Source organism: Bacillus cereus group sp. BfR-BA-01408, from assembly GCF_022663305.1.
Lineage (GTDB): Bacteria > Bacillota > Bacilli > Bacillales > Bacillaceae_G > Bacillus_A > Bacillus_A pacificus.
On record NZ_JAKUFF010000066.1, the window covers coordinates 1 to 23,676 of the forward strand.

Here is a 23,676-nt window from a genome sequence, read left to right on the forward strand (position 1 = left end):
AATGGGTTTTCTATTTATGATTGGGGTTTTTATCCATATAAAGGTGAAATATAAGAAATTGTCTCCAAAAGGTCGTTTTTAACGACCTTTTGGGACAACCTCTTCTTTTTTCACTTATTTTTCAAATCATTCTTCTATGAAATCTTTCACAAATTGGGAATTTCTTTCGTATGAAGAAGAAATTTATGGTATGATAAAATAAGTAAACTTTCATAAACTAATTAAGAATTTATTACAGAAAGCAAGGGATCAGATTTTGTATAGAGCAGCTATTCCAAACTTATTTACGCTCGGAAATTTATATAGTGGATTCTTGTCAATCGGCTATGCATCTTTAGGATATTATAAATCAGCTGCTATTTTAGTACTTATCGGGATGATGTTAGATAGTCTTGATGGGCGTGTTGCTCGTTTATTACGTGTTGATTCACAAATGGGAAAAGAGCTTGACTCGCTTGCGGATGTCGTAACATTTGGTGCAGCACCTGCTGTTCTCATGTATTACACATCTTTCTCTAATTATGGAATCATCGGACTATACATAGCGGGACTATTCCCTCTTTTCGGAGCATATCGTTTAGCACGATTTAATGTAACACCATCTTCTACTTCAATGAAATATTTCACTGGGGTACCGATTACAGCAGCGGGAGGGCTTGTTGCTTTCTTAACATTATTTTCACATACCATTCCAAAAATCGTTCTTATTACAGTATTTGTAACGTTCGCATTTTTAATGGTGAGCCGCATTCGTATCCCAAGTTTAAAGGATGTACCAATTCCACGATATAGCATCATTATTACACTATTTTTAGTGGGCATCATTATCACAATGTACCAAACAGGGTTCGGTAATTTTTCTGTTTTCTTATTCATTGCTATTCCACTATATATTTTGTACATGCTATCTCAATTCCTTAGACAAAGACCATCAAAAAGAGCAAATAAAGAAAAATAAAGAAACCTTCCGATTCCGGAAGGTTTCTTTTTATTTTGTAACGAATACTTTTTGATTGACAGGTGTTACAGGCTCTTCACCGTTTAATACTGCCAAAATATTTCTTACTGCCATTTCTGCCATCGCATCACGCGTTTCGAATGTTGCATTTCCTACGTGAGGAGCAAGTACCACATTCTTTAATCCTTTTAGCTCTTCAGTAATTTTCGGCTCAAATTCAAACACGTCAAGAGCTGCCCCTTCAATTTCATTCGTTTTTAAAGCATGAGCAAGTGCCGCTTCATGCATAATTGGTCCACGTGAAGCATTTATAATATACGCTGTTTTCTTCATCATTTTGAACTGTTCCTCATCAATCATATGATGCAATTTCGGATTATACGCACAGTTAATTGTAATAAAGTCTGCTGTTTGTAATAATTCTTCCAATGTTACATATGTTGCTTCTAGTTCACTTTCAGCTTCAGGCTTTCGATTTGGTCCTGTATATAAAACATTCATTCCAAACGCTTTCGCACGCTTTGCAACTGCCTTTCCGATTTCTCCAAGGCCGATAATTCCAATTGTCTTACCATGTACTTCGCGGCCTAAGAAAAATAACGGTGCCCATCCGTTAAATCCAGTTGTACGACATAGCGTATCACCTTCAGGAATTCTACGTGCCGCCGCTAAAAGAAGTGCAAATGTTAATTCTGCTGTCGCTTCCGTTGATACTTTCGGTGTATTCGTTACCGCAATCCCTTTTTCTCCAGCATATGAGTAATCAATATTATCGTAACCAGCACCGTAGTTTGCAACAATCTTTAAATTAGGTGCCGCATCAATCACTTCTTTTGTCACCTTTGTAGAAAGTAGGCTTAACAATGCATCTTTATCTTTTACACGTTCTGTTAATTCATCTAAAGAAATTAACTCCTCTTTATCATACATTTCTACATCATGATCTTTTAATAGTTCTAATCCGATTGCTGGAATTTTTCCTGCTACTAATATTTTTGCCACTATACTAACACCTCTTCTATACAAAATAGGATAGCTCTTATCTTTCATTGTAAGAAATCCACATATAAAAACCAAGGAATTTGATTATAGTTTTGAAAATCGACACTTTTCCACAAAAAAAGAGGAGATGCAAGTCTCCCCTCTTTTTACGCTTTTTCTTGCGATTGTTTTCCAAGCTTCACATCAATTGTTCCTTCTGCAACTGTATCACTAATTTGCTCCTCAATCACTGATTGAGATGTAGCATTCGTATCAGAAGTATACGCTTGTTGCTGTGCATCTTGTACATTTTGTTTATTTTGTTGTTTCACCATTTCTTTACCCTCCTTTTTATTCTTTCTTATTTTGAACAAAAAGATGGGTTTTCATGAAAAAATCATGATCATTTTGAAATTGTTACTTCTTCTAGTAATCTCATCGTTCGGACTCGTTTCGTAAATGTAGCTAAGTGAGCAATATCATGATTACGTAACGTCTTTATATTCTCTTCCACATATTTCCCTAAATCATTCGGATAATGAGCATCTGAAGAAAGTGTAATCGGAACTTCGTGTTTAGCTAATACTTGTAAATATAGCGGACTCGGACACATTTCGCGCACAGGATAGCGATAGTACAATCCCGCATTTATTTCCGTTGCTGTATTTGTTTCTACTAATGCACGCGCAATTTTCTTATAATAAGAAATTTGTTCATTCTCATCTAACCGATAATTAAATACTTTTATGTTGTCAAGATGAGCAATAATATCAAATAACTCAGAACGAACTGCGCACTCAACCGTTTTGAAAAACGTATCATATAAAGCATATAAGTCATGTTCCTTAAAATATTCTTTCGTATCTGGATTATCAAATCCCCAGCCATTTAAAAAATGAACAGAACCAATTACATAATCAAAATCTCCTAATGCAAGTAAAGATTGTAATTGTTGTTCACCACCAATAAAATAATCTGCTTCAATTCCAAGTTTAAGCGTAACACCTCTTTTACTCCACCGTTCTTTCGCCTCTTCAATTGCCTTTGTAAAATCATGTAGTGAAGCTACCCTTACTTGGTCTAACCATTCCTTTTGTAAACGTCCAAGCCCCGAATCACTAATATCAACATATTTTTCATAGTATTCTTTCGCTTCATAAAAACGGTATAAATGATCGACAATACCAACTTCTTTTATCCCTTTTCGCAAAGCTTCTTCTAAATATAAATCAATCCATTTCGTTGTAAATGGTCCTTCATTCACACGTCTTTGCAGGCGTTCTTGTGTTTTCACAAGCCATTCCATAGAATGTTTTTCTTCTTTTAGCGGTTCATAATGTTGTAATGATTCATTTATTTTAGCTAGCCATCCTATTGAATATGGCCCTTCTTCTAAATGAATGTGATAATCCACCTTCATACGTATTCCCCCTATAATGTATCTATTTCTCTTCTGTCCCCTACTCTCGAAAGCTTCCCATTTCTTTCTGTCACTTCCTCCATAATATCTTCTAATGATATATTTTTTTCGGCTAATAACACGAAGCAGTGATACAATACATCAACCATTTCTTTCACTAGCTCTTCGTTATCATTATTTTTGGATGCAATAATTACTTCCGTACATTCCTCACCAATTTTCTTTAAAATTTTATCTTCTCCTTTTGAAAACAAGTAATTTGTATATGATTCAGGAAGTGGATTTCTCTTTCGTTCTTCAATTGTTTCAAATAGTAATGTAAAGGCGTTTTTCATATGTATCCCCCTATATAATTTTGTAATGAAAACATGTTTTTTCTCCCGTATGACATGCAGGTCCTACTTGCTTTACGACAACAACAATTGAATCTTGATCACAATCTAAATAAAGAGATTGCACATGTTGGACATTACCTGATGTTTCTCCTTTATTCCATAACGACCTTCTTGAACGAGAATAAAACCATGTTCTTTTCGTTTCTATTGTTTTTTCATATGCCTCTTCATTCATATAAGCTAGCATTAAAACTTCTTTTGTATCTTCTTCAATTACAACTGCTGGTAATAGTCCTTTTGAAAAGTTAGGTTTCATAGCCGCACCTCAACATTTGCATTTCTTAACTTTCTCTTTACGTCCCCTATTGTCGCCTCACCGTAATGAAAGATTGATGCCGCTAATGCTGCATCAACTGCTGTCTTTTGAAACACTTCTATAATGTGATCAGCATGACCGCACCCGCCTGACGCGATGACAGGTACGGAAACACTTTTTGAAATTTCTTCTGTTAAACGAAGGTCATATCCGTTTTTCGTTCCGTCTGCATCCATACTCGTTAATAAAATTTCGCCTGCGCCTAGCTCTGTAACGCGCTTTGCCCACCTGATTGCATCCATTCCCGTATCAACTCTTCCGCCGTTCACATATACATTCCACTTATCTTCTGCTACTTTTCTAGCATCAATTGCGACGACAATACATTGTGAGCCAAAATGCTCTGCCCCTTCTCCGATTAATTTTGGATTTCGCACTGCTGCTGAGTTAATTGAAACTTTATCTGCTCCAGCTCTTAGTAAATTGTACATATCTTTCACATTTGAAATTCCTCCGCCAACTGTAAGAGGAATAAATACTTTTGAAGCCGTTTTTTCTACAACATCTACAATCGTTTTTCGTCCTTCATGAGTTGCCGTAATATCTAAAAATACTATTTCATCTGCTCCCGCATCATTATATAAAGCTGCTATTTCAACAGGATCCCCGACATCTTGTAGTCCTATAAAATTTACACCCTTTACGACTCGCCCTTCTTTCACATCTAGACATGGAATAACGCGTTTTGCTAACATAACTTTGTTACCTCTAGCACTTCTTCTAAATCAATCGTTTTCTCGTAAAGAGCCTTACCAATTATGACGCCGTATATGTTCATATCATTTAACTTTTTCACATCTTGAATAGATGCAATTCCTCCAGAAGCAATAAGTCGAGTAGAAACGCTTTTTTGTAGTAACTCCAATTGTGCTATATTCGGTCCTGCAAGTGTCCCGTCTTTCGAAATGTCTGTAAATACAATTGTTTGAACACCTATATTCTCCATTTGTTTTGCTAAATCAATGTAAGAAATTTCAGATACATCAAGCCAGCCTCTCGTTGCGACGAAACCATTTTTCGCATCAATTCCGACGATGATTTTTTCTTTATATAGAAAAACTGCTTCTTCTAAAAATGGCTTATCATAAAGAGCAGCTGTTCCTAAAATCACTTTATCTACCCCTACTGAAAATAACTTCTCTACGGCTACAAGTGATCGAATTCCTCCGCCAACTTGCACTGGAATACGTACTGCCTTGCAAATTCTTTCAATGACGGACAAGTTTAACGATTCACCAGCAACTGCACCATCTAAATCAACAATGTGCAACCGTTTCGCTCCAAATGTTTCAAATATAATCGCTTGCGCAACCGGATCTTCATTCATTACTGTTTCTTTACTAAATTCCCCTTGATACAGTCTAACGCATCGTCCCTTTTTTAAATCGATAGCTGGGAAGATTTCCATGATTCTACCACTCCTTTAAAATTTTTCAACATTTGCATGCCTATATCACCACTTTTTTCAGGATGAAACTGTGCGCCATATATATTTTCTTTTGCTACAAAACCAGGTACTTTCACTCCATAATCACTTATTCCATACACAATTTCATTTGGACAATCTGCGTAATAAGAGTGGACATAATATACGAAAGAACCGTCCTCTACTCCATTCCAAAGCGCTATTTCTCCTTCTTTCTTTAACTCATTCCATCCCATATGAGGAATTTTATAAGGAACCTTTAGCTTTCGAATAACGCCTGGCAATAAACTTAGCCCGTTACAGTCTTGTAGTTCCTCACTTTTTTCAAATAAAAGCTGCATTCCTAGGCAAATACCTAGAAGTGGTTTTCTTGAACGCCCGATTTCTTGTAACACACGCACTAAATCTTTTTCTTCCAATACATCCATCGCTTTTGGAAATGCACCTACTCCTGGTAAAATCACTCCATCACTTCTAAAAATCTCTTCTTTATCACTCGTTACAATGTACGCTGCTCCAATATGCTTTAATGCTTGTTCTACACTACGAATATTTCCCATTCCATAATCTATAATGGCAATCAATTACAACATCCCTTTCGTTGAATTTACACCAGTAATGTTGGCATTTCTTTCGACTGCTTCTCTAAGCGCTCTACCAAACGCTTTAAATAAGGCTTCAATTTTGTGATGTGTATTACTTCCGTATAAAATACGAGCATGTAATGTAATATTGGCAGCATGAGCAACTGCTCTAAAAAATTCTTCCGTTAGTTCTGTATCAAAATCCCCAAGCTTCGGATTCGTTAATTCTCCTTGAAATACAATATATGAGCGTCCACTTATATCAATTGCAACAAAGCCTAAAGACTCATCCATCGGTACATATGCTGAGCCGTACCTGTTAATCCCCTCTTTACTGTGCAATGCTTCTTTCAAACAATTTCCGAGTACAATTCCAACATCCTCAACTGTATGATGCGCATCAACGAATACATCGCCTTCTGCCTCCACTTGCAAACCGAATCTTCCATGCCTTGCAAATAAAGTTAGCATATGATCAAAAAAACCAACTCCCGTTCGTACAGAAACATTCTTCCCATCATCAAGCTGTAAACTTAATTTTATTTTTGTCTCTGTCGTCTCACGTATTTGACTAGACTCACGCATTATTCTTCCTCCTCAAATCTTATTTGAATTGCTCTCGCATGCGCATGTAATCCTTCTTTATTGGCAAGCTCTACAATATGATGTTGGACATCTCTTAATGCTTCCTCCGTATAAGACAGAAAGCTTGATTTTTTCACAAAATCATCGACTGATAACGGTGAGAAAAACCTTGCCGTTCCACTTGTCGGTAACACGTGATTCGGTCCTGCTAAATAATCCCCGAGCGGTTCTGGTGCATATGGTCCAAGAAAGATAGATCCTGCATGTTTCACATAAGCTAAAGCATTCATCGGTTCTTTTATATGTAACTCTAAATGTTCCGGGGCAATTTCATTCGATAACTGTAGTGCCTCATCTATAGAAGGAACGATAAAAATAGCTCCATTTCTATTTATTGATTCACGTGCAATTTCGCTTCTTGGTAATGTTTCTAACTGCCTTTCTATCTCTTTTTCTACTTCTTTTGCTAACTCTATATTTGTTGTAATACAAATTGCTGTCGCTCTCTCGTCATGTTCTGCTTGTGATAATAAATCAGCCGCAATATATTTTGCATTGCCGGTTTCATCCGCAATAACTACAATTTCTGACGGTCCAGCAATCATATCGATATTTACTATTCCATATACTTCTCGTTTAGCTAGAGCGACGTACAAATTTCCTGGTCCAACTATTTTATCCACTTTCGGAATCGATTCCGTACCGTATGCTAAAGCAGCAATTGCTTGCGCACCACCTATCGTATAAATTTCATCTACTCCCGCAAGGCTTGCAGCAACTAAAATATGTGGATCAATTCCTCCTTCTCTTGGCGGTGTTACCATTACAATCTTTTTCACACCAGCGAGTTTTGCTGGCAATACATTCATTAATACTGACGAAGGATACGAAGCAGTTCCGCCTGGCACATATACGCCTACATTCTCTAACGGCCGAATGATTTGCCCTCTAATGATGCCTTCACTCGCACAATCGAACATCGATTGTCTTTTTTGCTTTTCATGGTACGAAATAATGTTTTTCTTCGCCTCTTGTAACGCTTCTAAAAATGAATTCTCTACAAACATACTCGCTCGTTTTTCTTCTTCTTCACTTACACGAAACTCTTTTATCTTTACACCATCAAACTTTTTTGTATAAAAAGATAAGGCCTCATCCCCACTCTCCCTTACATTTCGAACGATTTCGCTTACATTTCTTTGAACAGTTTCTTCTATTATATTAGCGTTTTCTCGTAGCAATTTTATTTTCGATAACGCCTTTTGAAAATCTTCAAAAACGATCTCCATTACAAGTCCCCCTATTTTCCTGACAAAATTTCTTGCTCCATCATATTTATAATACTGAATATTTCGTCTTTTTTAGTTTTTAATGCAGCCTTATTCACAATCATTCGAGCAGATATAGAATACATTTCCTCAAATACAACGAGTCCATTTTCTTGTAATGTTTTTCCTGTTTCAACAATATCAACAATCGCATCTACCAATCCAAGAATAGGAGCGATTTCTACAGACCCTTCTATTTTTATGATTTCTACATCCTCTCCTTTATCATGAAAATAGTTAGAAGTAATATGTGGATATTTCGTCGCAATACGTTTCTTCCGGTAGCTCTTCGGATTATAAGTAGGAATAGAAGCAACACAAAACTTACACACACCTACTCCTAAATCCAACATTTCATAAATATCTTTTTCGTTTTCCATTAAAACGTCTTTTCCAACGACCCCGATATCCGCTACTCCATGTTCTACATAAGTAGCAACATCTACTGCTTTCACCAAAATAAATGAGATATCTGTATTTTTACTTTGAAAGACAAGCTTTCGTCCTTTATTTTTAAGCTCTGAACAATCGATTCCAATCTGCTCAAAGAGTGGAATCACATGTTTTTCTAATCTTCCTTTCGTTAACGCAATTTGAATGTTACGCATGAAGTTTCTCCTTCTTTCTGGACTACCCATTTCTCGTTCCATACATATTCCACTAACGATTCGTTCTTTGCCTCAACAACCGTCACTATTTGATTTTTTCTTGCAAATTGAAAGGTGTCATTTAAATTAGAACATAAAGATATCTCTACTTTTTTCCCGTCCTTTTGAAGTAAATTTCGTAACCGTTCCGCTTCTGCTAATCTATTTAACTCGTAATGAATCATAATATCTATTCTCTTTCGTTCATACGGTTCTTGCTGCTCCTGCAGCGCCTTCACAATTTGATTAACTTGCACCGCGAGTCCAACAGCTGGCAACATTTCTCCAAAATTTCCAATTAACTCATCATATCTTCCGCCACTAACAATTTCTTCTCCAATTTCATATATATACCCTTTGAAAATAACACCTGTATAATAGTCCAAATGTTGAATCATACCTAAATCAATTGATATGTACGATCCATAGCCTAGATTGTCAATTGCTTCATATATTTCTTTCACTCTTGCAATGGCCATTTTCATTTCATTACTGGAGGCGAGTTTTTCTGCTTCCTCAATCACTTCTAAATTCCCAAATAACCTTGGTAATTTCTCCAGTAACCTTACTGTTTCATCACATCGATCAAATTTTTTTTCTCTAATAAAATTTGATAGAGCAGCATAATTTTTACTTTCAATATATGTTCTAAGAACTTTCTCTTCTTCCTCATGAATGGAGAGCTTTTTGACAATACATTTATATAACTGCACTTGCCCAATCTCTATTGTAAAAGATTGCACTTTCAACTTTTGAAGTGATTGAATGACACTTATAACACATTCAATTTCAGCTCTTACATTATCAATACCGATAATTTCAATACCACTTTGCACGATCTCATTATATTTTCCAGTAAGGGACTCATTCGCTCGAAATACATTTCCGCTATACGTCACTTTAAGTGGTGTATCACACCTCTGCGTTCCGATCACTCTCGCTAAAGGAATTGTCATATCTGGACGCAATACGATAATCCTTCCCTTTTCATCAAAAAATTTATACATCTTTTCTTCATCTATCGGCCTGCTTTGAAAGGCGAACACATCATAAAATTCAATTGTTGGTGTCCTTATTTCTTCATAACCTCTCTCTAAAAAAGTACGCCTTAATTTTTGCTCCACTTCTTCAATTAACGTACATTCTTCGAATAAATAATCTCTCGTTCCATTTGGATTTGCCCGTTTCCATTTTGTCATCGAAATTCTCACACCTTTCCCTTTCTAATGTATGCTTATTTCATGCACCTAAACCGAAAATAAAAAGAGCCTTGTAGATAAAATATACCTACAAGGCTCTTTAGTAGCGTGTAGGTACAACGGGAATAACCCTTGCACCTACACGTTTTCACGCTAGGTTCAAGGGCTTTATGTATGATGATGTAGTTGTGTAAGCATTTTAATAGATTGCATTGTTTTCATAATACTTACTCCCTTTCTCCTCTAATTTTTACATATTATATAATACTTAATTCTGAATGTAAATACATTTTAAATATTCCGTTATCTTTTAATATACAGCTACCCTTCTTTCATACTCCTTTATTTCTTGTTCATATTGCATTGTAATACTAATTTCATCTAAACCATTTAATAATTTCTCTTTCCACATTTTCTCTATTGTAAAATGAAACCTGTGCGTACTTGCTGTAATTACTTCATTCTCTAAATTTACTTCTATTTGTTCTCTTGCATCCGTTTTGGCAAGCTTTTCTCGCATTTCTTTATCCATTACAATTGGTAACATACCATTCTTCATACAATTCATATAAAAAATATCTGCAAACCCTCCCGCGATAATTACGCGGAAACCATAATCAGCAAGTGCCCAAGGTGCGTGTTCTCTTGAGGAACCACATCCAAAATTATCACCTGTAATTAATATACTTGCTCCTTTTCTATCTGGTGCATTAAGTGGGAAATTAGGGTTTTCGTGTCGTTCATTATCATACCGCCACTCATCAAATAAATATTTCCCAAATCCCGTCCTTTCAATTCTCTTTAAATATTGCTTCGGAATAATTTGATCTGTATCAATGTTATCATTCATAAGTACTGCGGCAGTACCTTTATGAATACGAAATGGCTCCATCATAACTCTCCTTTCTAATATCAACAAAATGACCATATAACGCAGCTGCTGCCGCCATTGCTGGGCTAACTAAATGTGTTCTTGCTCCTTTTCCTTGTCTTCCTTCAAAATTACGATTTGAAGTGGAAGCGCAATGCTCTCCTTCGGGTACTTGATCTGGATTCATCCCAAGACACATGGAACATCCAGGTTCTCTCCATTCAAATCCTGCTTCTTCAAATATGTGATGTAGTCCTTTTTGCATCGCCGCGTCCCTTACTCTTTTCGATCCAGGCACAACGAGTGCTCGCACACCTTCTTTTACCTTTCTCCCTTTCACAACAGATGCAGCAATTTCTAAATCTGAGAGCCTGGAATTTGTACAAGATCCAATAAAGACATGTTGAACTGGAATGTCATACGTACTTTGTCCAGGGCTTAATCCCATATAAGAAAATGCTCTTTCGTCATTTACATCATGCTTTTCTGGCAATTTCTCATCAATACGAACTCCCATACTCGGATTTGTTCCCCACGTAACGTATGGCGCTAAATCCGTAACGTCTATCGAAATATGTAAATCATACATTGCATCTGCATCTGTATAAAGTTCAGACCATTTCTTCTCGAAAGTTTCATAGTCTTTCGGTGCATATTTACGTCCTTTTACATAAGCAACTGTTTTTTCATCTGGCGCGATAATACCCGCTTTTGCTCCTCCTTCAATCGCCATATTACAAAGCGTCATTCTCTCTTCCATCTCCATAGCCTGAATCGTCTCTCCGTAAAATTCCATTACATATCCCGTTCCAACTGCTACACCGTACTTTGAAAGGAGATGCAAAATAATATCTTTTGCGTAAACGCCTTTCTGTAATTTTCCTTTTAACTCAATGCCCATCGCTTTCGGTTTTCTTTGCCACAGCGTTTGCGTTGCCAATACATGTTCCACTTCACTCGTACCAATACCAAACGCTAGCGCGCCAAACGCACCGTGCGTTGCTGTATGACTATCACCACAAACAATTGTTTTGCCTGGCTGCGTGAGCCCAAGTTCTGGTCCGATAACATGAACGATCCCTTGCTCTTCATCTCCGATATCCGCTAACGGCACCTGAAATTGTTTACAATTTTCCCGAAGTGTATCTAGTTGCTGCTTCGCAATGCGATCGGTAATATTCCAAACATCTTTCGTTGGAATATTATGATCCATCGTTGCGAATGTTAAATCTGGTCTGCGTACCGTTCGATTTGTAAGCCGCAAGCCTTCAAAGGCTTGCGGTGACGTTACTTCATGAACAAGGTGCAGATCGATATATAATAAATCTAATCCATTTTCATTTGTCGCAACTACGTGTCTTTCCCAAAGTTTATCTAGCAACCTTTTCCCCATTATCTTCCTCTCCCTACTAGTGCTTGCTCTTCCATTTCTTGCATTACTGCCTTCGTAAATGAAGTTGTCGTTTCAGTCCCGCCAATATCTGCTGTACATTTTCCTAATTTAAGGACTGCTGAAATCGCTTCTTCAATTGCACACCCCTCTCTCGTTAATCCGAACGATTGCCCAAGCATCATGGCAACAGAGCGCATCATCGCAATTGGATTCGCCTTATTTTTCCCGGCAATATCCGGCGCTGATCCGTGAATAGGCTCGTATAGCGAAGGGCCCTTTTCCGCATGACTTGCTGATGGAAGCATTCCTAATGATCCAGCTAATACGGAAGCTTCGTCACTTAAAATATCCCCAAATAAATTTTCTGTTACAATTACATCAAACCGTCCTGGATTCCGAATTAACTCCATAGCAGCTGCATCTACTAAAATATGTTCTAGTTCAACATCTGGATAACGAAGTGCTACTTCTTCTGTTACAGTTCTCCATAGTTTACTAGATTCTAAAACATTCGCCTTATCAATAGATGTTACTTTTTTCTTCCGTTTACTCGCTAATTGAAAGGCATAAGAAACGATACGTTCAATTTCATGGCGATGATACGTAAGTGTATCTGTTGCTACTTCGTCGGTTCGTTCTTTCGGATAAGAAAAATAAATCCCACCTGTTAATTCACGAACGACAACGAAATCAATTTCATCAGCCTTTTTTAATGGCGATAAATGTGCCGTTGCACTTTCTACCGTTACAGGGCGAACATTCGCAAATACACCGAGCCCTTTTCTTAAAGCTAATAATCCTTTCTCTGGTCTTTCTTTCGCACTATCCCACCTTGGTCCACCAACTGCTCCTAGTAAAACCGCATCACTTGCTAAACAAGCGGCAAGCGTTCGTTGTGGTAATGGTTGCCCATTTAAATCGATAGCACTCCCGCCAAAGTACTCATCTTGCAAATGAAAATGATGACCATATAACCTTTCTACCATATGCAATACTTCCTTCGCACTTTCCATAACTTCCGGTCCAACACCATCACCAGCTAAACAAACGATACGTTTTTCCAATTTCAACACTCCTTTTTAACTGAATTTTCAGAACATTAATTTGACAGGTGAGAATAGTCCCTCTCACCTATCAAACACTTATTTCACAAGCTGGATAAAAGATTTCAATTTCCCCGCTGCGTGGACATATGCTCTCGCCGACGCTTCCAATACGTCTTGCGCAACACCAAAACCTGATACTTGATGTGTTCCTTCTTTTAATTCAACATGAACATGAGCCAGTGCATCTTGACCTTGTGTAATAGATTGTATGCGATAATCCGCTAATTCACATTCTAATCCTAAAATTCTTTGGATTGCATTATAAATTGCTTCAATACTACCAGAGCCAGTAGCTGCATCTTCGAATACATTTCCTTCCTCATCTTTTAGTACAACTGTCGCACATTGTGTACTATTTGATACGAAATGTACTTGCAGTTGCGTAATATTATATTGCTGAGCCGCAAATGCTGCTTCACCAAGCATAAGTGCTCGTAAATCTTCCTCAGTAATTTCCTTCTTACGATCAGCTAATTTTTTAAACGCTTCAAACACTGCATCTCGTTCTTCCGTTGTAAATTCATAGCCAAGCTCTTTCATTTTTTCTGTAAACGCGTGACGTCCAGAATGTTTTCCAAGTACAAATAGGTTTTGAGATTCGCCTACTAACTCTGGTTCAATAATTTCATACGTTGTCACTTCTTTTAATACACCATCTTGATGAATTCCGGATTCATGAGCGAATGCATTCGCTCCAACGATTGCTTTATTTTTCGGTACAACCATACCTGTTAATCTGCTTACTAATGTACTTGTCGCTTTAATTTCTTTTAGCGTCATAGAAGGCTCTGCTTGATAGAAATCTTTTCTAATATGAAGAGCAACTGCGATTTCTTCTAATGCCGCATTCCCTGCTCTCTCTCCAATTCCATTAATTGTTCCCTCTACTTGCAATGCTCCCCCTTCAACCGCAGCTAGCGAATTTGCTACAGCCATCCCAAGGTCATCGTGACAATGACAAGAGAAAATTGCTTTTTCATATGAAGGAACGGATTCTTGTAAGTACTTAAAAAGAGAATAATATTCTTCTGGATTCGTATATCCAACTGTATCTGGAATATTAATTACATTCGCTCCTGCACGAATCGCAACTTCTACTGCCTCAGCTAAAAAATCTCTTGCTGTTCTTGTCGCATCTTCTGCAGAAAATTGTACTGTTGGAAATAATGATTTTCCAAGTGTAACAGAACGATGAATACTATCTAATACATCCTCTTTTGACATACAAAGTTTATATTTCATATGAATATCACTTGTAGCTAAAAATACGTGTAAACGAGGAGATACCGCACCTTTCACAGCTTCATATGCTCTTCGAATATCGCTTTCTTTTGCTCTAGCTAAACTCATAACTGTAGCATTTTGAATTGTATTCGCGATGCGTTTTACCGATTGAAAATCCCCTTCGGAAGCTGCTGCAAAGCCAGCTTCCATAACATGGATCCCTAGTCTCTCTAATTGCCTTGCAATTTGCAATTTCTCTTGTTCATTTAAATTCACTCCTGGTGATTGTTCGCCATCACGTAGCGTCGTATCCATGAACAAAATCTGCTTCATATTATTTCATCCCTACCTTTACTCGCGGCTGTACGAAAGGCATCATTTCACGTAATTTACGTCCAACTACTTCGATTTCATGTTCATTCTCTTTCTCATTTGTCGCATGGAAATTCGGTCTTCCTGCTTTATGCTCTGCAATCCAACCTCTTGCAAATGTACCATCTTGAATTTCTGCTAGCACTGTACCCATCGCTTTCTTCGTATCTTCCGTTACAACGCGTGGCCCTGATACGAAGTCGCCCCACTGCGCTGTATCTGAAACTGAATATCTCATATTTTCAAGTCCACCTTCATACATAAGGTCAACAATAAGTTTCAGTTCATGTAAACATTCAAAATATGCAAGTTCCGGCTGATATCCCGCATCAACTAACGTTTCAAATCCAGCTTTTACTAGCGCAGTTACTCCGCCGCAAAGTACAGCTTGCTCTCCAAATAAGTCTGTTTCTGTTTCTTCTTTAAATGTCGTTTCTAATACACCAGCTCTCGTCGCTCCAATTCCATCGGCATAAGAAAGTGCCTTTTCAGTCGCAACTCCTGTTGCATCTTGGTATACTGCAAATAATGCTGGAACAGCGCCACCCTCACTAAATGTACGGCGCACAAGATGTCCTGGACCTTTTGGCGCTACTAAAAATACATCTACATTCGCTGGTGGTTTCACTTGATCAAAGTGAACATTAAATCCATGTGCGAAAACGAGAGAATTTCCTGCCTGTAAATTTGGCGCAATTTCCGCTTCATATACTTCTGGTTGCAGTTCATCTGGCAGTAAAATCATTACTACATCAGCCTGCTTTGCTGCTTCCGCTACTGTATATACAGAAAATCCATCTTCTTTCGCTTTATCCCAAGACTTCCCTTTTCTTAAACCTACTACTACATCAAATCCGTTATCACGTAAATTTTGCGCATGCGCATGACCTTGCGAGCCGTATCCAATGATTGCTACTTTTTTTTCCTTTAATACATTTACCGTTACATCTTTTTCATAATAAACTTTTGCCATTTTCATTTCCCCCTATATTTAAATGATTATTGAATTAACATAACTTGCTTATCTTGTTTTTTCATACTACGCGTAAAGGCTGTTACCCCTGTTCTTGCAATTTCTTTCAAACCGTATGGACGAAGTAATTCAATTAATGCTTCTACTTTCTCCTGTGTACCTGTTACTTGCACAACTATGGAATCCTTTCCAACATCTATTACAGCGGCTCGAAACGGTTCAATTAAACTGTATAATTCCGCCCTCGCTACCGAAGTGGCTACTTTAATAAGTGCAAGTTCTCTTGCAATCATCGCTTCTTCTGTAATATCTGATACTTTCAAAACATCAATTTGCTTATGCAGTTGTTTAATTAGCTGCTCAACTTGCTGTTCATTTTCAACGTGTACAACAATCGTCATCCGCGATATGTCCGATGATTCCGTATGACCTACTGAAATACTTTCAATATTAAAATGTCTTCGTGTCATAACACCTGTAATTCGGTTTAACACACCACTTTGATTTCGAACTGTTGCTGTAACAATTCTCTTCACCTTTTTTCCACTCCCTCCATTTGGTGAACACCTTTCCCTGGCGCAACCATCGGCATTACCTTTTCTGATTGAAGTACACGGCAATCAATTACGACCGGTTCTTGTAATTCAATTGCATGCTGCAATTGTTTCTTCGCAAGAAGTGGATCATCTATGCGAACTCCTTTTATGCCATACGCATTCGCAAGAGCAACGAAATCTGGTTGGCAAGGTAGTAAAGAGTGCGAATATCTTTTGTTATAAAATTCATCTTGCCATTGTCTTACCATTCCTAAAGCTTCATTATTTAAAATAAATACTTTAACAGGTAAAGAGTGTTCTTTTAACACACTTAATTCTTGCAGTGTCATTTGAAATCCAGCGTCACCAACAATTGCAATAACTAGTTCTTCAGGCTTTGCAATTTGTGCACCAATTGCTGCAGGAAATCCGAATCCCATCGTTCCTAATCCTCCTGAAGTTACCCATTTATCTGGATTTTTTAGCGGATAATATTGGGCTGCCCACATTTGATGTTGCCCCACATCTGTTGTTACAATCGCTCCTCCTTTCGTAATTTCATATAACATATCAATTGCATATTGAGGCTTAATACTTTCAGAATTTCGTTTATAAGAGAATGGATACTTTTCTTTTCTATTCTTTAATAAAGAGATCCACTCATGATGATTTTCTTTCCTTCCTTCTGATTGAAGTAATACTTGGAGCGCTTGCTTAGCACTTGCAACAATAGGAATTTCAGTCGGCACATTTTTTCCGATTTCTGCTGGATCAATATCAATATGCGCGACAGTCGCCTCCTTAGCAAAATAAGCTAAATTTCCAGTAAGACGATCATCGAATCTCGCACCTATATTAATGAGTAAGTCGCATTCATATAACGCCATATTCGCTGTGTAAGAACCATGCATTCCTCCCATCCCTAGAAAAAGCTCTTCATCTGGCGGAAAGCCACCAAGACCAAGTAATGTATGCACAACAGGAATTTCGTATTTACGAGCAAAACTTGTTAATTCTTTCGAAGCTTTCGCATGCAATACACCTGCTCCAGCTAAAATTAATGGCTTGTTTGCAACTCTAATTGCTTGTAATAATTTGTTTATTTGAAGTAGATTCGGTTCATAATTCGGGTTGTATCCTGGTAAATCCATTTGCGCATCACTACATCGTTCGCCTTGCTCTACTACCATATCTTTCGGAAGGTCAATAACGACTGGCCCTGGTCTTCCTGTTCTCGCAATATGAAATGCTTCTTTAATAATTCGAGGTAAATCTGAAGCCTTTCGCACTTGATAATTATGTTTTGTCACCGGCATCGTAAGCCCCATAATATCGGCTTCTTGAAAAGCATCACTTCCAATTAATGTTGTCGCTACTTGCCCTGTAAATACAACAAGTGGTAACGAATCAATCATCGCATCTGCTAGACCAGTAATCACATTTGTAGCACCCGGTCCACTCGTTGCAATGACAACCCCTGGATTGCCAGTAATTCTGGCATATCCTTCAGCAGCGTGAATAGCACCTTGTTCATGCCTTGTTAAAATATGCGGAATTTCACAGTCATAGAGTGCATCATAAAGAGGTAAAACAGCACCACCAGGATAACCAAAAATCACTTCTACTCCTTCCTTTTCTAGCGCTTCTAACAATAGCTGTGCACCAGTTGCCAGTTTCTCTTCCGTTTTTGAAGACATTGTTCTTATAAGCCCCCTTTTAAAAACTTTTATCAATAAAAAAAATCCTACGTCCACACTCCAGCTATGTGCTGAAGGGACGAAAGATTTCGCGGTACCACCCTTCTTTGCAAGAATACTCTTGCCTCAGTGACCCATAAAATGAGTCTAGCTAGTAACGGAGCTACCGTCTAAGCCTAGACAAATGCTTCAGCTTAGCACTCAAGGGCGATGTTCGTCGACGTGAACCATCGGTTTCCAGCAACCACCGACTCTCTGTGAGGCTTCACAATCAACTACTCCTCCCTATCAACGCTTTCTTATGTTATAAAAAGTTGTTATCCAACTTTATTTTCTTCGTAAATTTTCTCTCCATCTTCTATAACTAACTTTCGGAATTCTTCTAGTAAACGATTCGTATGTGGACCCGTTTGCCCTAAACCAATCGTTCTACCATCTACTGTCGTAACAGCAATTACTTCAGCTGCTGTTCCTGTTAAAAATACTTCATCAGCTACATATACGTCATGTCTTGTAAATAACTCTTCTCTAACGTCATATCCAAGTTTTTCACCAATTTCTAAAATAGCGTTTCGTGTAATGCCTTCTAACGCTCCAGCAGAACTTGGTGGTGTAATTAATTTATTTCCTTTTACAATAAATACGTTATCCCCTGAGCCTTCAGCTACGTATCCTTGATCATTTAACATAAGCGCTTCTTGTACTCCAGCCAATTTCGCTTCGATGCGAACTAAAATATTGTTTAAGTAATTTAAAGATTTTACTTGAGGCGACAATACATCTGGACGGTTTCGGCGCGTTGCAACTGTTACAACTGGAATCCCTTTTTCATAATATTCTTGCGGGAATAAAGATAGTTGCTCTGCAATTACTACTACATTCGGTTTTTTACAAGAATCAGGATCTAACCCAAGATTTCCTGCTCCTCTCGATACAACTAGGCGAATGTATCCATTAGATAATTTATTTTGTCGAATCGTCTCAACAACAATATTCGTTACTTCATCTAAAGAATATGGAATTTCTAACATGATGGATTTTGCTGATTCATATAACCGGACAAGATGCTCTCTCAAACGGAAAACATTACCGCTATAGACTCTAATTCCTTCAAATACTCCATCTCCATATAAATAACCATGATCATATACTGATACTTTTGCCTCGTCTTTTGGAACAAATTCTCCATTTAAGAAAATCCATTGCTCGTTCACTGGAAAGCGCCTCCTATGTTCTATGAATTTTTTATTGTTTCCTAGTTTACTCTCCTTTCTAAATAAATCAAGTGAATTTTTAGAAAATTTATAATTTTTATTCGTACGTACATCTTTAATTATATTGATTTAACAACATTGTTAACGTTTACAAAAAGTCAAAAATTTTTTTTCGTCAATTTCCATTAAAAAAATATTTGTTTAAAAGAAGGATTTTCGTCAATTGATACGAATCTATTGTATTCAATAAACGGACGTCCGTTTTTATAAATTCGGGAATATACAACGACTTTTGCTGAAAAAGGGGGGAAATAATAAAAATAACGCTGTCTAAAAATAACATTCATATTTTTCATTTCGGAATCATAATCCTATTTTTAAAAAACAATTTGTCAAAATGAAGGAGGAAATCAATATGGCGTGTGTACAAATTAAAGGAACGAGACAAGAGGTAGTAGAAATGCTTCAACTATTCGATCTAATGGATACGAAAGGTTTTTGTAAATTCGATAATTATGTAGAGGTAGAACCAAATAATAAAGAACATAACAATTTTATTGCTTCCATCGACATCCATTCAAATACTTCTTCCGCCCAAGATACTTTAAACGATCAATTCGTAAGCCAAATGCTTACTGGTGTATATAACGACTAAATAAAGTCGTACTTTAATCAGACTACCCGTAAATAACAGATAAATATATGCTTCCTACCGTCTTTGTATAAATATATACGATGAACTTGAGCATACTAACAACTAGATGGTAGGAGGTGAGAATTATGGCTAAAATTGGTGTTGAAAATTCGTTAACAGATGTCCAACAAGCTCTTCAGCAACAGGGGCATGAAGTCGTTACAATTAACTCGGAACATGACGCACAAGGATGCGACTGTTGCGTTGTAACTGGGCAAGATTCTAATATGATGGGTATTGCAGATACATCAATAAAAGGATCGGTAATTAACGCCCACGGTTTAACAACAGATGAAATTTGCCAGCAAGTTGAGAGCCGCATTTAAATTCCATACAAAAAAGAAAGAGGACTCCTTCTGAAAAGGAGTCCTCTTTTTTATATTCACCTAACGGGAAAGTAACATATACTGGATGAAAGCCCTACCTCTCTCTCATCATTACGGTTCCACTGACCGCTCCTTGATTCACTAGTATACCTATAAAGCCTATAATTATAATTTATAGGGTTTGTTCACAAAAGTTGTTGGTAAAACTACCCGATCTTTCGCAAACTTTTCGTATTATATTTATAAGATTTATTTACTTTACACTAGCTGTAACCGAGACACGAATTAAAATTCTAACATCAATATAACAACTTGTCAACATTTTTCACAAATTTAAAACAGACAATAACGGTTTGTCTGTTTTAGAATGGAGCTTTTTCTTTTATTACATATACAACAAAACCGCTTACTAACATACATAAGCCAACTACTAAGTTTTTGATATTAATCATAAATTCCTCTCCCTTATTCCACACATCATATATATTTACAGTTCAATTATTCCGATCATCCTAAAGCGCACTTTTTCTAATATATCATAATTCCTAAAAAATGCAAGTTCACTTTTAGCGACCATTTACAAATTTATCTACAGTGCTTGGTACGGTATTTAAAGCTTTTTCAATTAAATGTGTACTACTATTGAGATGTAATACTTGCACACCGTTAGAACCAACTACTAAAAAAGCAACTGGGCTAATAGAAACCCCAGCCCCGCTTCCGCCTCCAAATGGATGACTTTGCTTATTCTCTTTATGCTGCCCTTGTCCATTATTATGTTTTTCGGAAATAAATTCACCTTTAAAGTCACTTCCTCCAGCTCCAAAACCAAAGGCCACTTGAGATACTGTTAATACTACATTTCCGTCAGCTGTTGAAACTGGACTTCCAACAATCGTATTTACATCTACCATCTCTTTTAAATTTGTCATTGCTGTTTTCATTAAATTTTCAATTGGATGTTCCATTATGTATTGCACCCTTTCCTCATTATTCTTTTTTATACTTTCCAAAATAGAGGAAGTCATACTAACTTTTCCTATTTCAAAAAAACAATCTTCACCTTTTAAATGGATATTACTCCCTGTACATACTCGGATAAAAAGGAAAAAGAGATACATACTACTATTGAACCTTGTTATGAAAGGAGTCATGACTTTGACTGAGAAATTTGATGAGTATAAAAAAAGAGATAGAATAGATAGTGATTATAGTGACTATAAAGAAGAATATGCAGCTGAGGTTGCACCACAGCGCATTGATTATGATTACGATGAGAAGGAACATAAAGATGATGTAAGATCGTCCGCTGCTGGATCAACGGCTGGCTTTATCGCTCTTGCCTTATCTATCTTATCACTTTTCACCTTCCCAACATTATTCGGTCTTGTTTCTGTACTACTAGGTATTTACGCTTATAATCGCGGAGCTACTGTAACTGGTGGTATCGCTGCGATTGTCGGCGGAATTGCAGCACTCATTGCAATTTTATTCCGAGTAGCGCTTATCGGCTTATTGTTCTCCCTCTTTTAAAAAGAAAAAGGTATCTCGCTTATGCGGGATACCTTATCCTGTAAATACATCTTCTGACGGATATTTAATTTTTTGTTTTGCTGGTCGCGCTAAAGAAAATACAAGTGTTAACGGTCCGATTAATCCACAAAACATAACAAACATAATCATACATTTTCCAAACGCTGATAACTTTGCAGTAATTCCCATCGTTAATCCTACCGTTCCAAACGCTGAAATTGTTTCAAATAGTAACTGAATAAAACTGAAGTCTTCTGTAAGCATTAACATAAATACTGCTGCAAAAATAAGGATTTGACTAGCAACGGCAATTGCTAATGCTCTCGTTACTGTCGACATTTTAATTGTGCGCTGAAATAATACGATTTCCTCTTTCTTTCTAAAGAAAGAAAGAACAGATGTAACTAAAATAACAAACGTTGTTAATTTAATCCCTCCACCTGTTGATACACTTCCTGCACCAATAAACATTAAAACCATCGTAAATAATATAGATGATTCTTCCATTCCCCCGTAGTCAACTGTATTAAATCCAGCCGTACGAGGAGTAATCCCTTGGAAAAAAGAAGCCCATAACTTTTCATTTAACGGTAAATTCCCTAACGTCTTCACATTATTATATTCCAATACAAAAATCACAATCATCGCTATCACATTTAGCGCTACCGTTCCAATAATCATGATTTTGGAATGAAGCGATAGTTTTCGAAAACTCCGGCTATACCATATATCAATTAGTACGGTAAATCCGAGACCACCTATTACGATTAAAGAGCAAATCCCAATATTAATAATCGGATCGCCTACATACCTTGTTAAATTATCCGGCCATAGAGCAAATCCAGCATTATTATAAGATGCGATCACGTGAAAAATACTATAGTATAAACCTTTTCCAAAGCCAAACTCTGGAATAAAACGAAATGATAAAAAGATGACTCCAATAAACTCAATACAAATTGAAAATATAAAGACACGTTTTACTAATTTTACGAGACCACCTATATTTGTCTGATTAAACGCCTCTCCAATTAATAAGCGATGACGTAATCCGATTTTTTTACCTAATACCCAAACAATTAAAATGGCAATTGTCATAAGACCTAAACCGCCCGTTTGAATTAAAAACATAATTACAATTTCGCCAAACATCGTAAACGTACTTGCAGTATCTACTACTCCCAAACCCGTTACAGTTGCTGCTGATGTTGCCGTAAAGAAAGCATCTACCCAACTAATATGTACTTTCGTTGCGAATGGTAACTTTAATAACAAACCGCCAACCACAATTAAGCAGAAAAAACCTAATGCTAATATTTGTGGTGGATTTAATCGTATAAAACGATTATACAGCCTTTGTCTTTTTGTTACTTCCATATTCACTAGCTCCCTTTTTTCCCTCATAACTAAAGGCTTATAAAAAACCTTAAATAGCAGGATAAACCTTATATTCTTATAATATAGTTGAGCATAATCCTTTTTTTCATAGTTTTCAACTGTTATTTATACTCGAACTTCACTTCATTTATGAAAAGACTCTTTCTATTATAAGTATCCTTACTCTATAACTCTCACAACAATCATTTTATATGTATCATTGCTTAAATCCTCATATCTTTCACTCTATGTTCACATAGGGGTCACATCTATCTTTTATAGTATATGTATCGGAGCTGTTCCTCCCTAATTTATAAGACATTCCCCAGTGTCTTGAACAGCTTTCCATCCCTAATTAAATTGACATAAATTGTCCCCTTCCTTTGGCCATCCTGTGTGATGGTCTTATTTTTTTGTCTTTCTATCTTCTATTTAAAACTCCCTCTCTCTTTCACTCTATGTTCACACGGGCGTCACATCCACATTTTATAGTATATGTATCGAAGTTGTTCCTCCCTAAT

At 36.9% G+C, this 23,676-nt stretch carries 27 protein-coding genes and 1 other annotated feature; of the genes, 4 read left to right on the forward strand and 23 right to left on the reverse strand.

Annotation, left to right across the window (positions count from 1 at the left end; translation table 11 throughout):
• Positions 1-256 precede the first annotated feature (256 nt).
• Positions 257-958 carry a CDP-diacylglycerol--serine O-phosphatidyltransferase gene (gene pssA, locus MR083_RS21115; RefSeq protein WP_000285422.1) on the forward strand — a complete coding sequence of 234 codons (702 nt, stop codon included), beginning with the start codon at positions 257-259 and terminating at the stop codon, positions 956-958.
• 30 nt (positions 959-988) lie between these two features.
• Here pssA and MR083_RS21120 read toward each other — a convergent pair whose 3' ends face one another.
• The 20 genes from MR083_RS21120 to ilvE form a co-directional block, all read right to left on the reverse strand.
• On the reverse strand, positions 989-1,960 hold the full coding sequence (locus MR083_RS21120; protein ID WP_242269807.1) for a 2-hydroxyacid dehydrogenase family protein: 972 nt from the start codon (positions 1,958-1,960) through the stop codon (positions 989-991).
• A 146-nt stretch (positions 1,961-2,106) separates the two neighbouring features.
• Positions 2,107-2,274 carry a DUF4025 domain-containing protein gene (locus MR083_RS21125; protein ID WP_000240694.1) on the reverse strand — a complete coding sequence of 56 codons (168 nt, stop codon included), beginning with the start codon at positions 2,272-2,274 and terminating at the stop codon, positions 2,107-2,109.
• Positions 2,275-2,342: 68 nt separating this feature from the next.
• A complete protein-coding gene (locus MR083_RS21130; RefSeq protein ID WP_000861821.1) occupies positions 2,343-3,359 on the reverse strand; it encodes a histidinol phosphate phosphatase domain-containing protein in 1,017 nt (338 codons plus the stop codon).
• An 11-nt stretch (positions 3,360-3,370) separates the two neighbouring features.
• The gene (hisI, locus tag MR083_RS21135) at positions 3,371-3,694 is read right to left on the reverse strand and encodes a phosphoribosyl-ATP pyrophosphatase (protein WP_062821847.1); all 324 of its coding nucleotides are present in this window, start codon (positions 3,692-3,694) and stop codon (positions 3,371-3,373) included.
• 10 nt (positions 3,695-3,704) lie between these two features.
• Entirely contained in the window at positions 3,705-4,010 is a 306-nt protein-coding gene (gene hisI / locus MR083_RS21140) for a phosphoribosyl-AMP cyclohydrolase (protein WP_000803969.1), read from the reverse strand.
• Positions 4,007-4,765 (reverse strand): imidazoleglycerol phosphate synthase cyclase subunit, encoded by a 759-nt coding sequence (gene hisF / locus MR083_RS21145; RefSeq protein WP_000880229.1) that lies wholly within the window; start codon positions 4,763-4,765, stop codon positions 4,007-4,009. The genes hisI (MR083_RS21140) and hisF overlap by 4 nt, the downstream gene beginning before the upstream one ends.
• Positions 4,759-5,478 carry a 1-(5-phosphoribosyl)-5-[(5-phosphoribosylamino)methylideneamino]imidazole-4-carboxamide isomerase gene (hisA, locus tag MR083_RS21150; RefSeq protein WP_000402315.1) on the reverse strand — a complete coding sequence of 240 codons (720 nt, stop codon included), beginning with the start codon at positions 5,476-5,478 and terminating at the stop codon, positions 4,759-4,761. The genes hisF and hisA overlap by 7 nt, the downstream gene beginning before the upstream one ends.
• Positions 5,451-6,080, reverse strand: a complete 630-nt coding sequence (hisH, locus tag MR083_RS21155; protein WP_000560331.1) for an imidazole glycerol phosphate synthase subunit HisH — start codon at positions 6,078-6,080, stop codon at positions 5,451-5,453. Before hisH ends, hisA begins: the two co-directional genes overlap by 28 nt.
• Complete coding sequence (gene hisB / locus MR083_RS21160) at positions 6,081-6,665, reverse strand: imidazoleglycerol-phosphate dehydratase HisB (protein WP_001209290.1); 585 nt, start codon at positions 6,663-6,665, stop codon at positions 6,081-6,083.
• Complete coding sequence (gene hisD / locus MR083_RS21165; protein WP_000407009.1) at positions 6,665-7,954, reverse strand: histidinol dehydrogenase; 1,290 nt, start codon at positions 7,952-7,954, stop codon at positions 6,665-6,667. The genes hisB and hisD overlap by 1 nt, the downstream gene beginning before the upstream one ends.
• An 11-nt stretch (positions 7,955-7,965) precedes the next feature.
• A complete protein-coding gene (gene hisG, locus MR083_RS21170) occupies positions 7,966-8,601 on the reverse strand; it encodes an ATP phosphoribosyltransferase (protein ID WP_242269808.1) in 636 nt (211 codons plus the stop codon).
• A complete protein-coding gene (gene hisZ, locus MR083_RS21175; RefSeq protein ID WP_242269809.1) occupies positions 8,577-9,839 on the reverse strand; it encodes an ATP phosphoribosyltransferase regulatory subunit in 1,263 nt (420 codons plus the stop codon). Before hisZ ends, hisG begins: the two co-directional genes overlap by 25 nt.
• 310 nt (positions 9,840-10,149) lie before the next feature.
• On the reverse strand, positions 10,150-10,731 hold the full coding sequence (gene leuD, locus MR083_RS21180; RefSeq protein ID WP_242269810.1) for a 3-isopropylmalate dehydratase small subunit: 582 nt from the start codon (positions 10,729-10,731) through the stop codon (positions 10,150-10,152).
• Positions 10,709-12,103 (reverse strand): 3-isopropylmalate dehydratase large subunit, encoded by a 1,395-nt coding sequence (leuC, locus tag MR083_RS21185; RefSeq protein ID WP_000518107.1) that lies wholly within the window; start codon positions 12,101-12,103, stop codon positions 10,709-10,711. Before leuC ends, leuD begins: the two co-directional genes overlap by 23 nt.
• Positions 12,103-13,167, reverse strand: a complete 1,065-nt coding sequence (gene leuB, locus MR083_RS21190) for a 3-isopropylmalate dehydrogenase (RefSeq protein ID WP_000415369.1) — start codon at positions 13,165-13,167, stop codon at positions 12,103-12,105. The genes leuC and leuB overlap by 1 nt, the downstream gene beginning before the upstream one ends.
• A 78-nt stretch (positions 13,168-13,245) precedes the next feature.
• Positions 13,246-14,766, reverse strand: coding sequence for a 2-isopropylmalate synthase (gene leuA, locus MR083_RS21195; RefSeq protein ID WP_242269811.1), 1,521 nt, complete (start codon positions 14,764-14,766; stop codon positions 13,246-13,248).
• Between the two features lies 1 nt (position 14,767).
• Positions 14,768-15,778, reverse strand: a complete 1,011-nt coding sequence (gene ilvC, locus MR083_RS21200; protein ID WP_001151735.1) for a ketol-acid reductoisomerase — start codon at positions 15,776-15,778, stop codon at positions 14,768-14,770.
• Between the two features lie 26 nt (positions 15,779-15,804).
• On the reverse strand, positions 15,805-16,314 hold the full coding sequence (gene ilvN / locus MR083_RS21205) for an acetolactate synthase small subunit (RefSeq protein WP_000822948.1): 510 nt from the start codon (positions 16,312-16,314) through the stop codon (positions 15,805-15,807).
• Positions 16,311-18,011 (reverse strand): acetolactate synthase large subunit, encoded by a 1,701-nt coding sequence (ilvB, locus tag MR083_RS21210; protein WP_242269812.1) that lies wholly within the window; start codon positions 18,009-18,011, stop codon positions 16,311-16,313. The genes ilvN and ilvB overlap by 4 nt, the downstream gene beginning before the upstream one ends.
• A 72-nt stretch (positions 18,012-18,083) precedes the next feature.
• Positions 18,084-18,312, reverse strand: a binding site (T-box leader).
• Between the two features lie 16 nt (positions 18,313-18,328).
• On the reverse strand, positions 18,329-19,225 hold the full coding sequence (gene ilvE, locus MR083_RS21215) for a branched-chain-amino-acid transaminase (protein ID WP_001005497.1): 897 nt from the start codon (positions 19,223-19,225) through the stop codon (positions 18,329-18,331).
• A 415-nt stretch (positions 19,226-19,640) separates the two neighbouring features.
• On the opposite strand from ilvE, the gene MR083_RS21220 reads away from it, so the two are divergent.
• Together MR083_RS21220 and MR083_RS21225 are read left to right on the forward strand one after the other, a co-directional pair.
• Positions 19,641-19,880, forward strand: a complete 240-nt coding sequence (locus MR083_RS21220) for a DUF3911 family protein (RefSeq protein WP_000752504.1) — start codon at positions 19,641-19,643, stop codon at positions 19,878-19,880.
• A gap of 125 nt (positions 19,881-20,005) precedes the next feature.
• A complete protein-coding gene (locus tag MR083_RS21225) occupies positions 20,006-20,245 on the forward strand; it encodes a YkuS family protein (protein WP_001062581.1) in 240 nt (79 codons plus the stop codon).
• A gap of 362 nt (positions 20,246-20,607) precedes the next feature.
• On the opposite strand, the gene MR083_RS21230 is transcribed toward MR083_RS21225, so the two are convergent.
• On the reverse strand, positions 20,608-20,697 hold the full coding sequence (locus MR083_RS21230) for a hypothetical protein (RefSeq protein WP_000608225.1): 90 nt from the start codon (positions 20,695-20,697) through the stop codon (positions 20,608-20,610).
• 114 nt (positions 20,698-20,811) lie between these two features.
• Positions 20,812-21,273 carry a GerW family sporulation protein gene (gene ytfJ / locus MR083_RS21235; protein ID WP_001997038.1) on the reverse strand — a complete coding sequence of 154 codons (462 nt, stop codon included), beginning with the start codon at positions 21,271-21,273 and terminating at the stop codon, positions 20,812-20,814.
• 112 nt (positions 21,274-21,385) lie between these two features.
• Here ytfJ and MR083_RS21240 point away from each other — a divergent pair, with 112 nt between their 5' ends.
• On the forward strand, positions 21,386-21,778 hold the full coding sequence (locus MR083_RS21240; RefSeq protein ID WP_001997037.1) for an imidazole glycerol phosphate synthase: 393 nt from the start codon (positions 21,386-21,388) through the stop codon (positions 21,776-21,778).
• A gap of 33 nt (positions 21,779-21,811) precedes the next feature.
• Here MR083_RS21240 and MR083_RS21245 read toward each other — a convergent pair whose 3' ends face one another.
• Positions 21,812-23,155: a TrkH family potassium uptake protein gene (locus MR083_RS21245; RefSeq protein WP_000454127.1), complete on the reverse strand. Its 1,344-nt coding sequence runs from the start codon at positions 23,153-23,155 to the stop codon at positions 21,812-21,814.
• Positions 23,156-23,676: the final 521 nt, after the last annotated feature.

Coding starts and splice junctions, on each gene's coding strand:
- MR083_RS21230 (WP_000608225.1), bottom strand. CDS start 20,697: ATGATTAATATCAAAAACTTAGTAGTTGGCTTATGTATGTTAGTAAGC.
- hisI (WP_062821847.1), bottom strand. CDS start 3,694: ATGAAAAACGCCTTTACATTACTATTTGAAACAATTGAAGAACGAAAG.
- ilvC (WP_001151735.1), bottom strand. CDS start 15,778: ATGGCAAAAGTTTATTATGAAAAAGATGTAACGGTAAATGTATTAAAG.
- hisA (WP_000402315.1), bottom strand. CDS start 5,478: ATGGAAATCTTCCCAGCTATCGATTTAAAAAAGGGACGATGCGTTAGA.
- leuC (WP_000518107.1), bottom strand. CDS start 12,103: ATGGGGAAAAGGTTGCTAGATAAACTTTGGGAAAGACACGTAGTTGCG.
- MR083_RS21240 (WP_001997037.1), top strand. CDS start 21,386: ATGAAAGGAGTCATGACTTTGACTGAGAAATTTGATGAGTATAAAAAA.
- hisI (WP_000803969.1), bottom strand. CDS start 4,010: ATGAAACCTAACTTTTCAAAAGGACTATTACCAGCAGTTGTAATTGAA.
- MR083_RS21245 (WP_000454127.1), bottom strand. CDS start 23,155: ATGGAAGTAACAAAAAGACAAAGGCTGTATAATCGTTTTATACGATTA.
- hisD (WP_000407009.1), bottom strand. CDS start 7,954: ATGGAGATCGTTTTTGAAGATTTTCAAAAGGCGTTATCGAAAATAAAA.
- MR083_RS21125 (WP_000240694.1), bottom strand. CDS start 2,274: ATGGTGAAACAACAAAATAAACAAAATGTACAAGATGCACAGCAACAA.
- hisB (WP_001209290.1), bottom strand. CDS start 6,665: ATGCGTGAGTCTAGTCAAATACGTGAGACGACAGAGACAAAAATAAAA.
- leuA (WP_242269811.1), bottom strand. CDS start 14,766: ATGAAGCAGATTTTGTTCATGGATACGACGCTACGTGATGGCGAACAA.
- MR083_RS21220 (WP_000752504.1), top strand. CDS start 19,641: ATGGCGTGTGTACAAATTAAAGGAACGAGACAAGAGGTAGTAGAAATG.
- leuD (WP_242269810.1), bottom strand. CDS start 10,731: ATGGAGCCATTTCGTATTCATAAAGGTACTGCCGCAGTACTTATGAAT.
- MR083_RS21130 (WP_000861821.1), bottom strand. CDS start 3,359: ATGAAGGTGGATTATCACATTCATTTAGAAGAAGGGCCATATTCAATA.
- hisG (WP_242269808.1), bottom strand. CDS start 8,601: ATGCGTAACATTCAAATTGCGTTAACGAAAGGAAGATTAGAAAAACAT.
- ilvB (WP_242269812.1), bottom strand. CDS start 18,011: ATGTCTTCAAAAACGGAAGAGAAACTGGCAACTGGTGCACAGCTATTG.
- ytfJ (WP_001997038.1), bottom strand. CDS start 21,273: ATGACTTCCTCTATTTTGGAAAGTATAAAAAAGAATAATGAGGAAAGG.
- MR083_RS21225 (WP_001062581.1), top strand. CDS start 20,006: ATGGCTAAAATTGGTGTTGAAAATTCGTTAACAGATGTCCAACAAGCT.
- hisZ (WP_242269809.1), bottom strand. CDS start 9,839: ATGACAAAATGGAAACGGGCAAATCCAAATGGAACGAGAGATTATTTA.
- hisF (WP_000880229.1), bottom strand. CDS start 4,765: ATGTTAGCAAAACGCGTTATTCCATGTCTAGATGTGAAAGAAGGGCGA.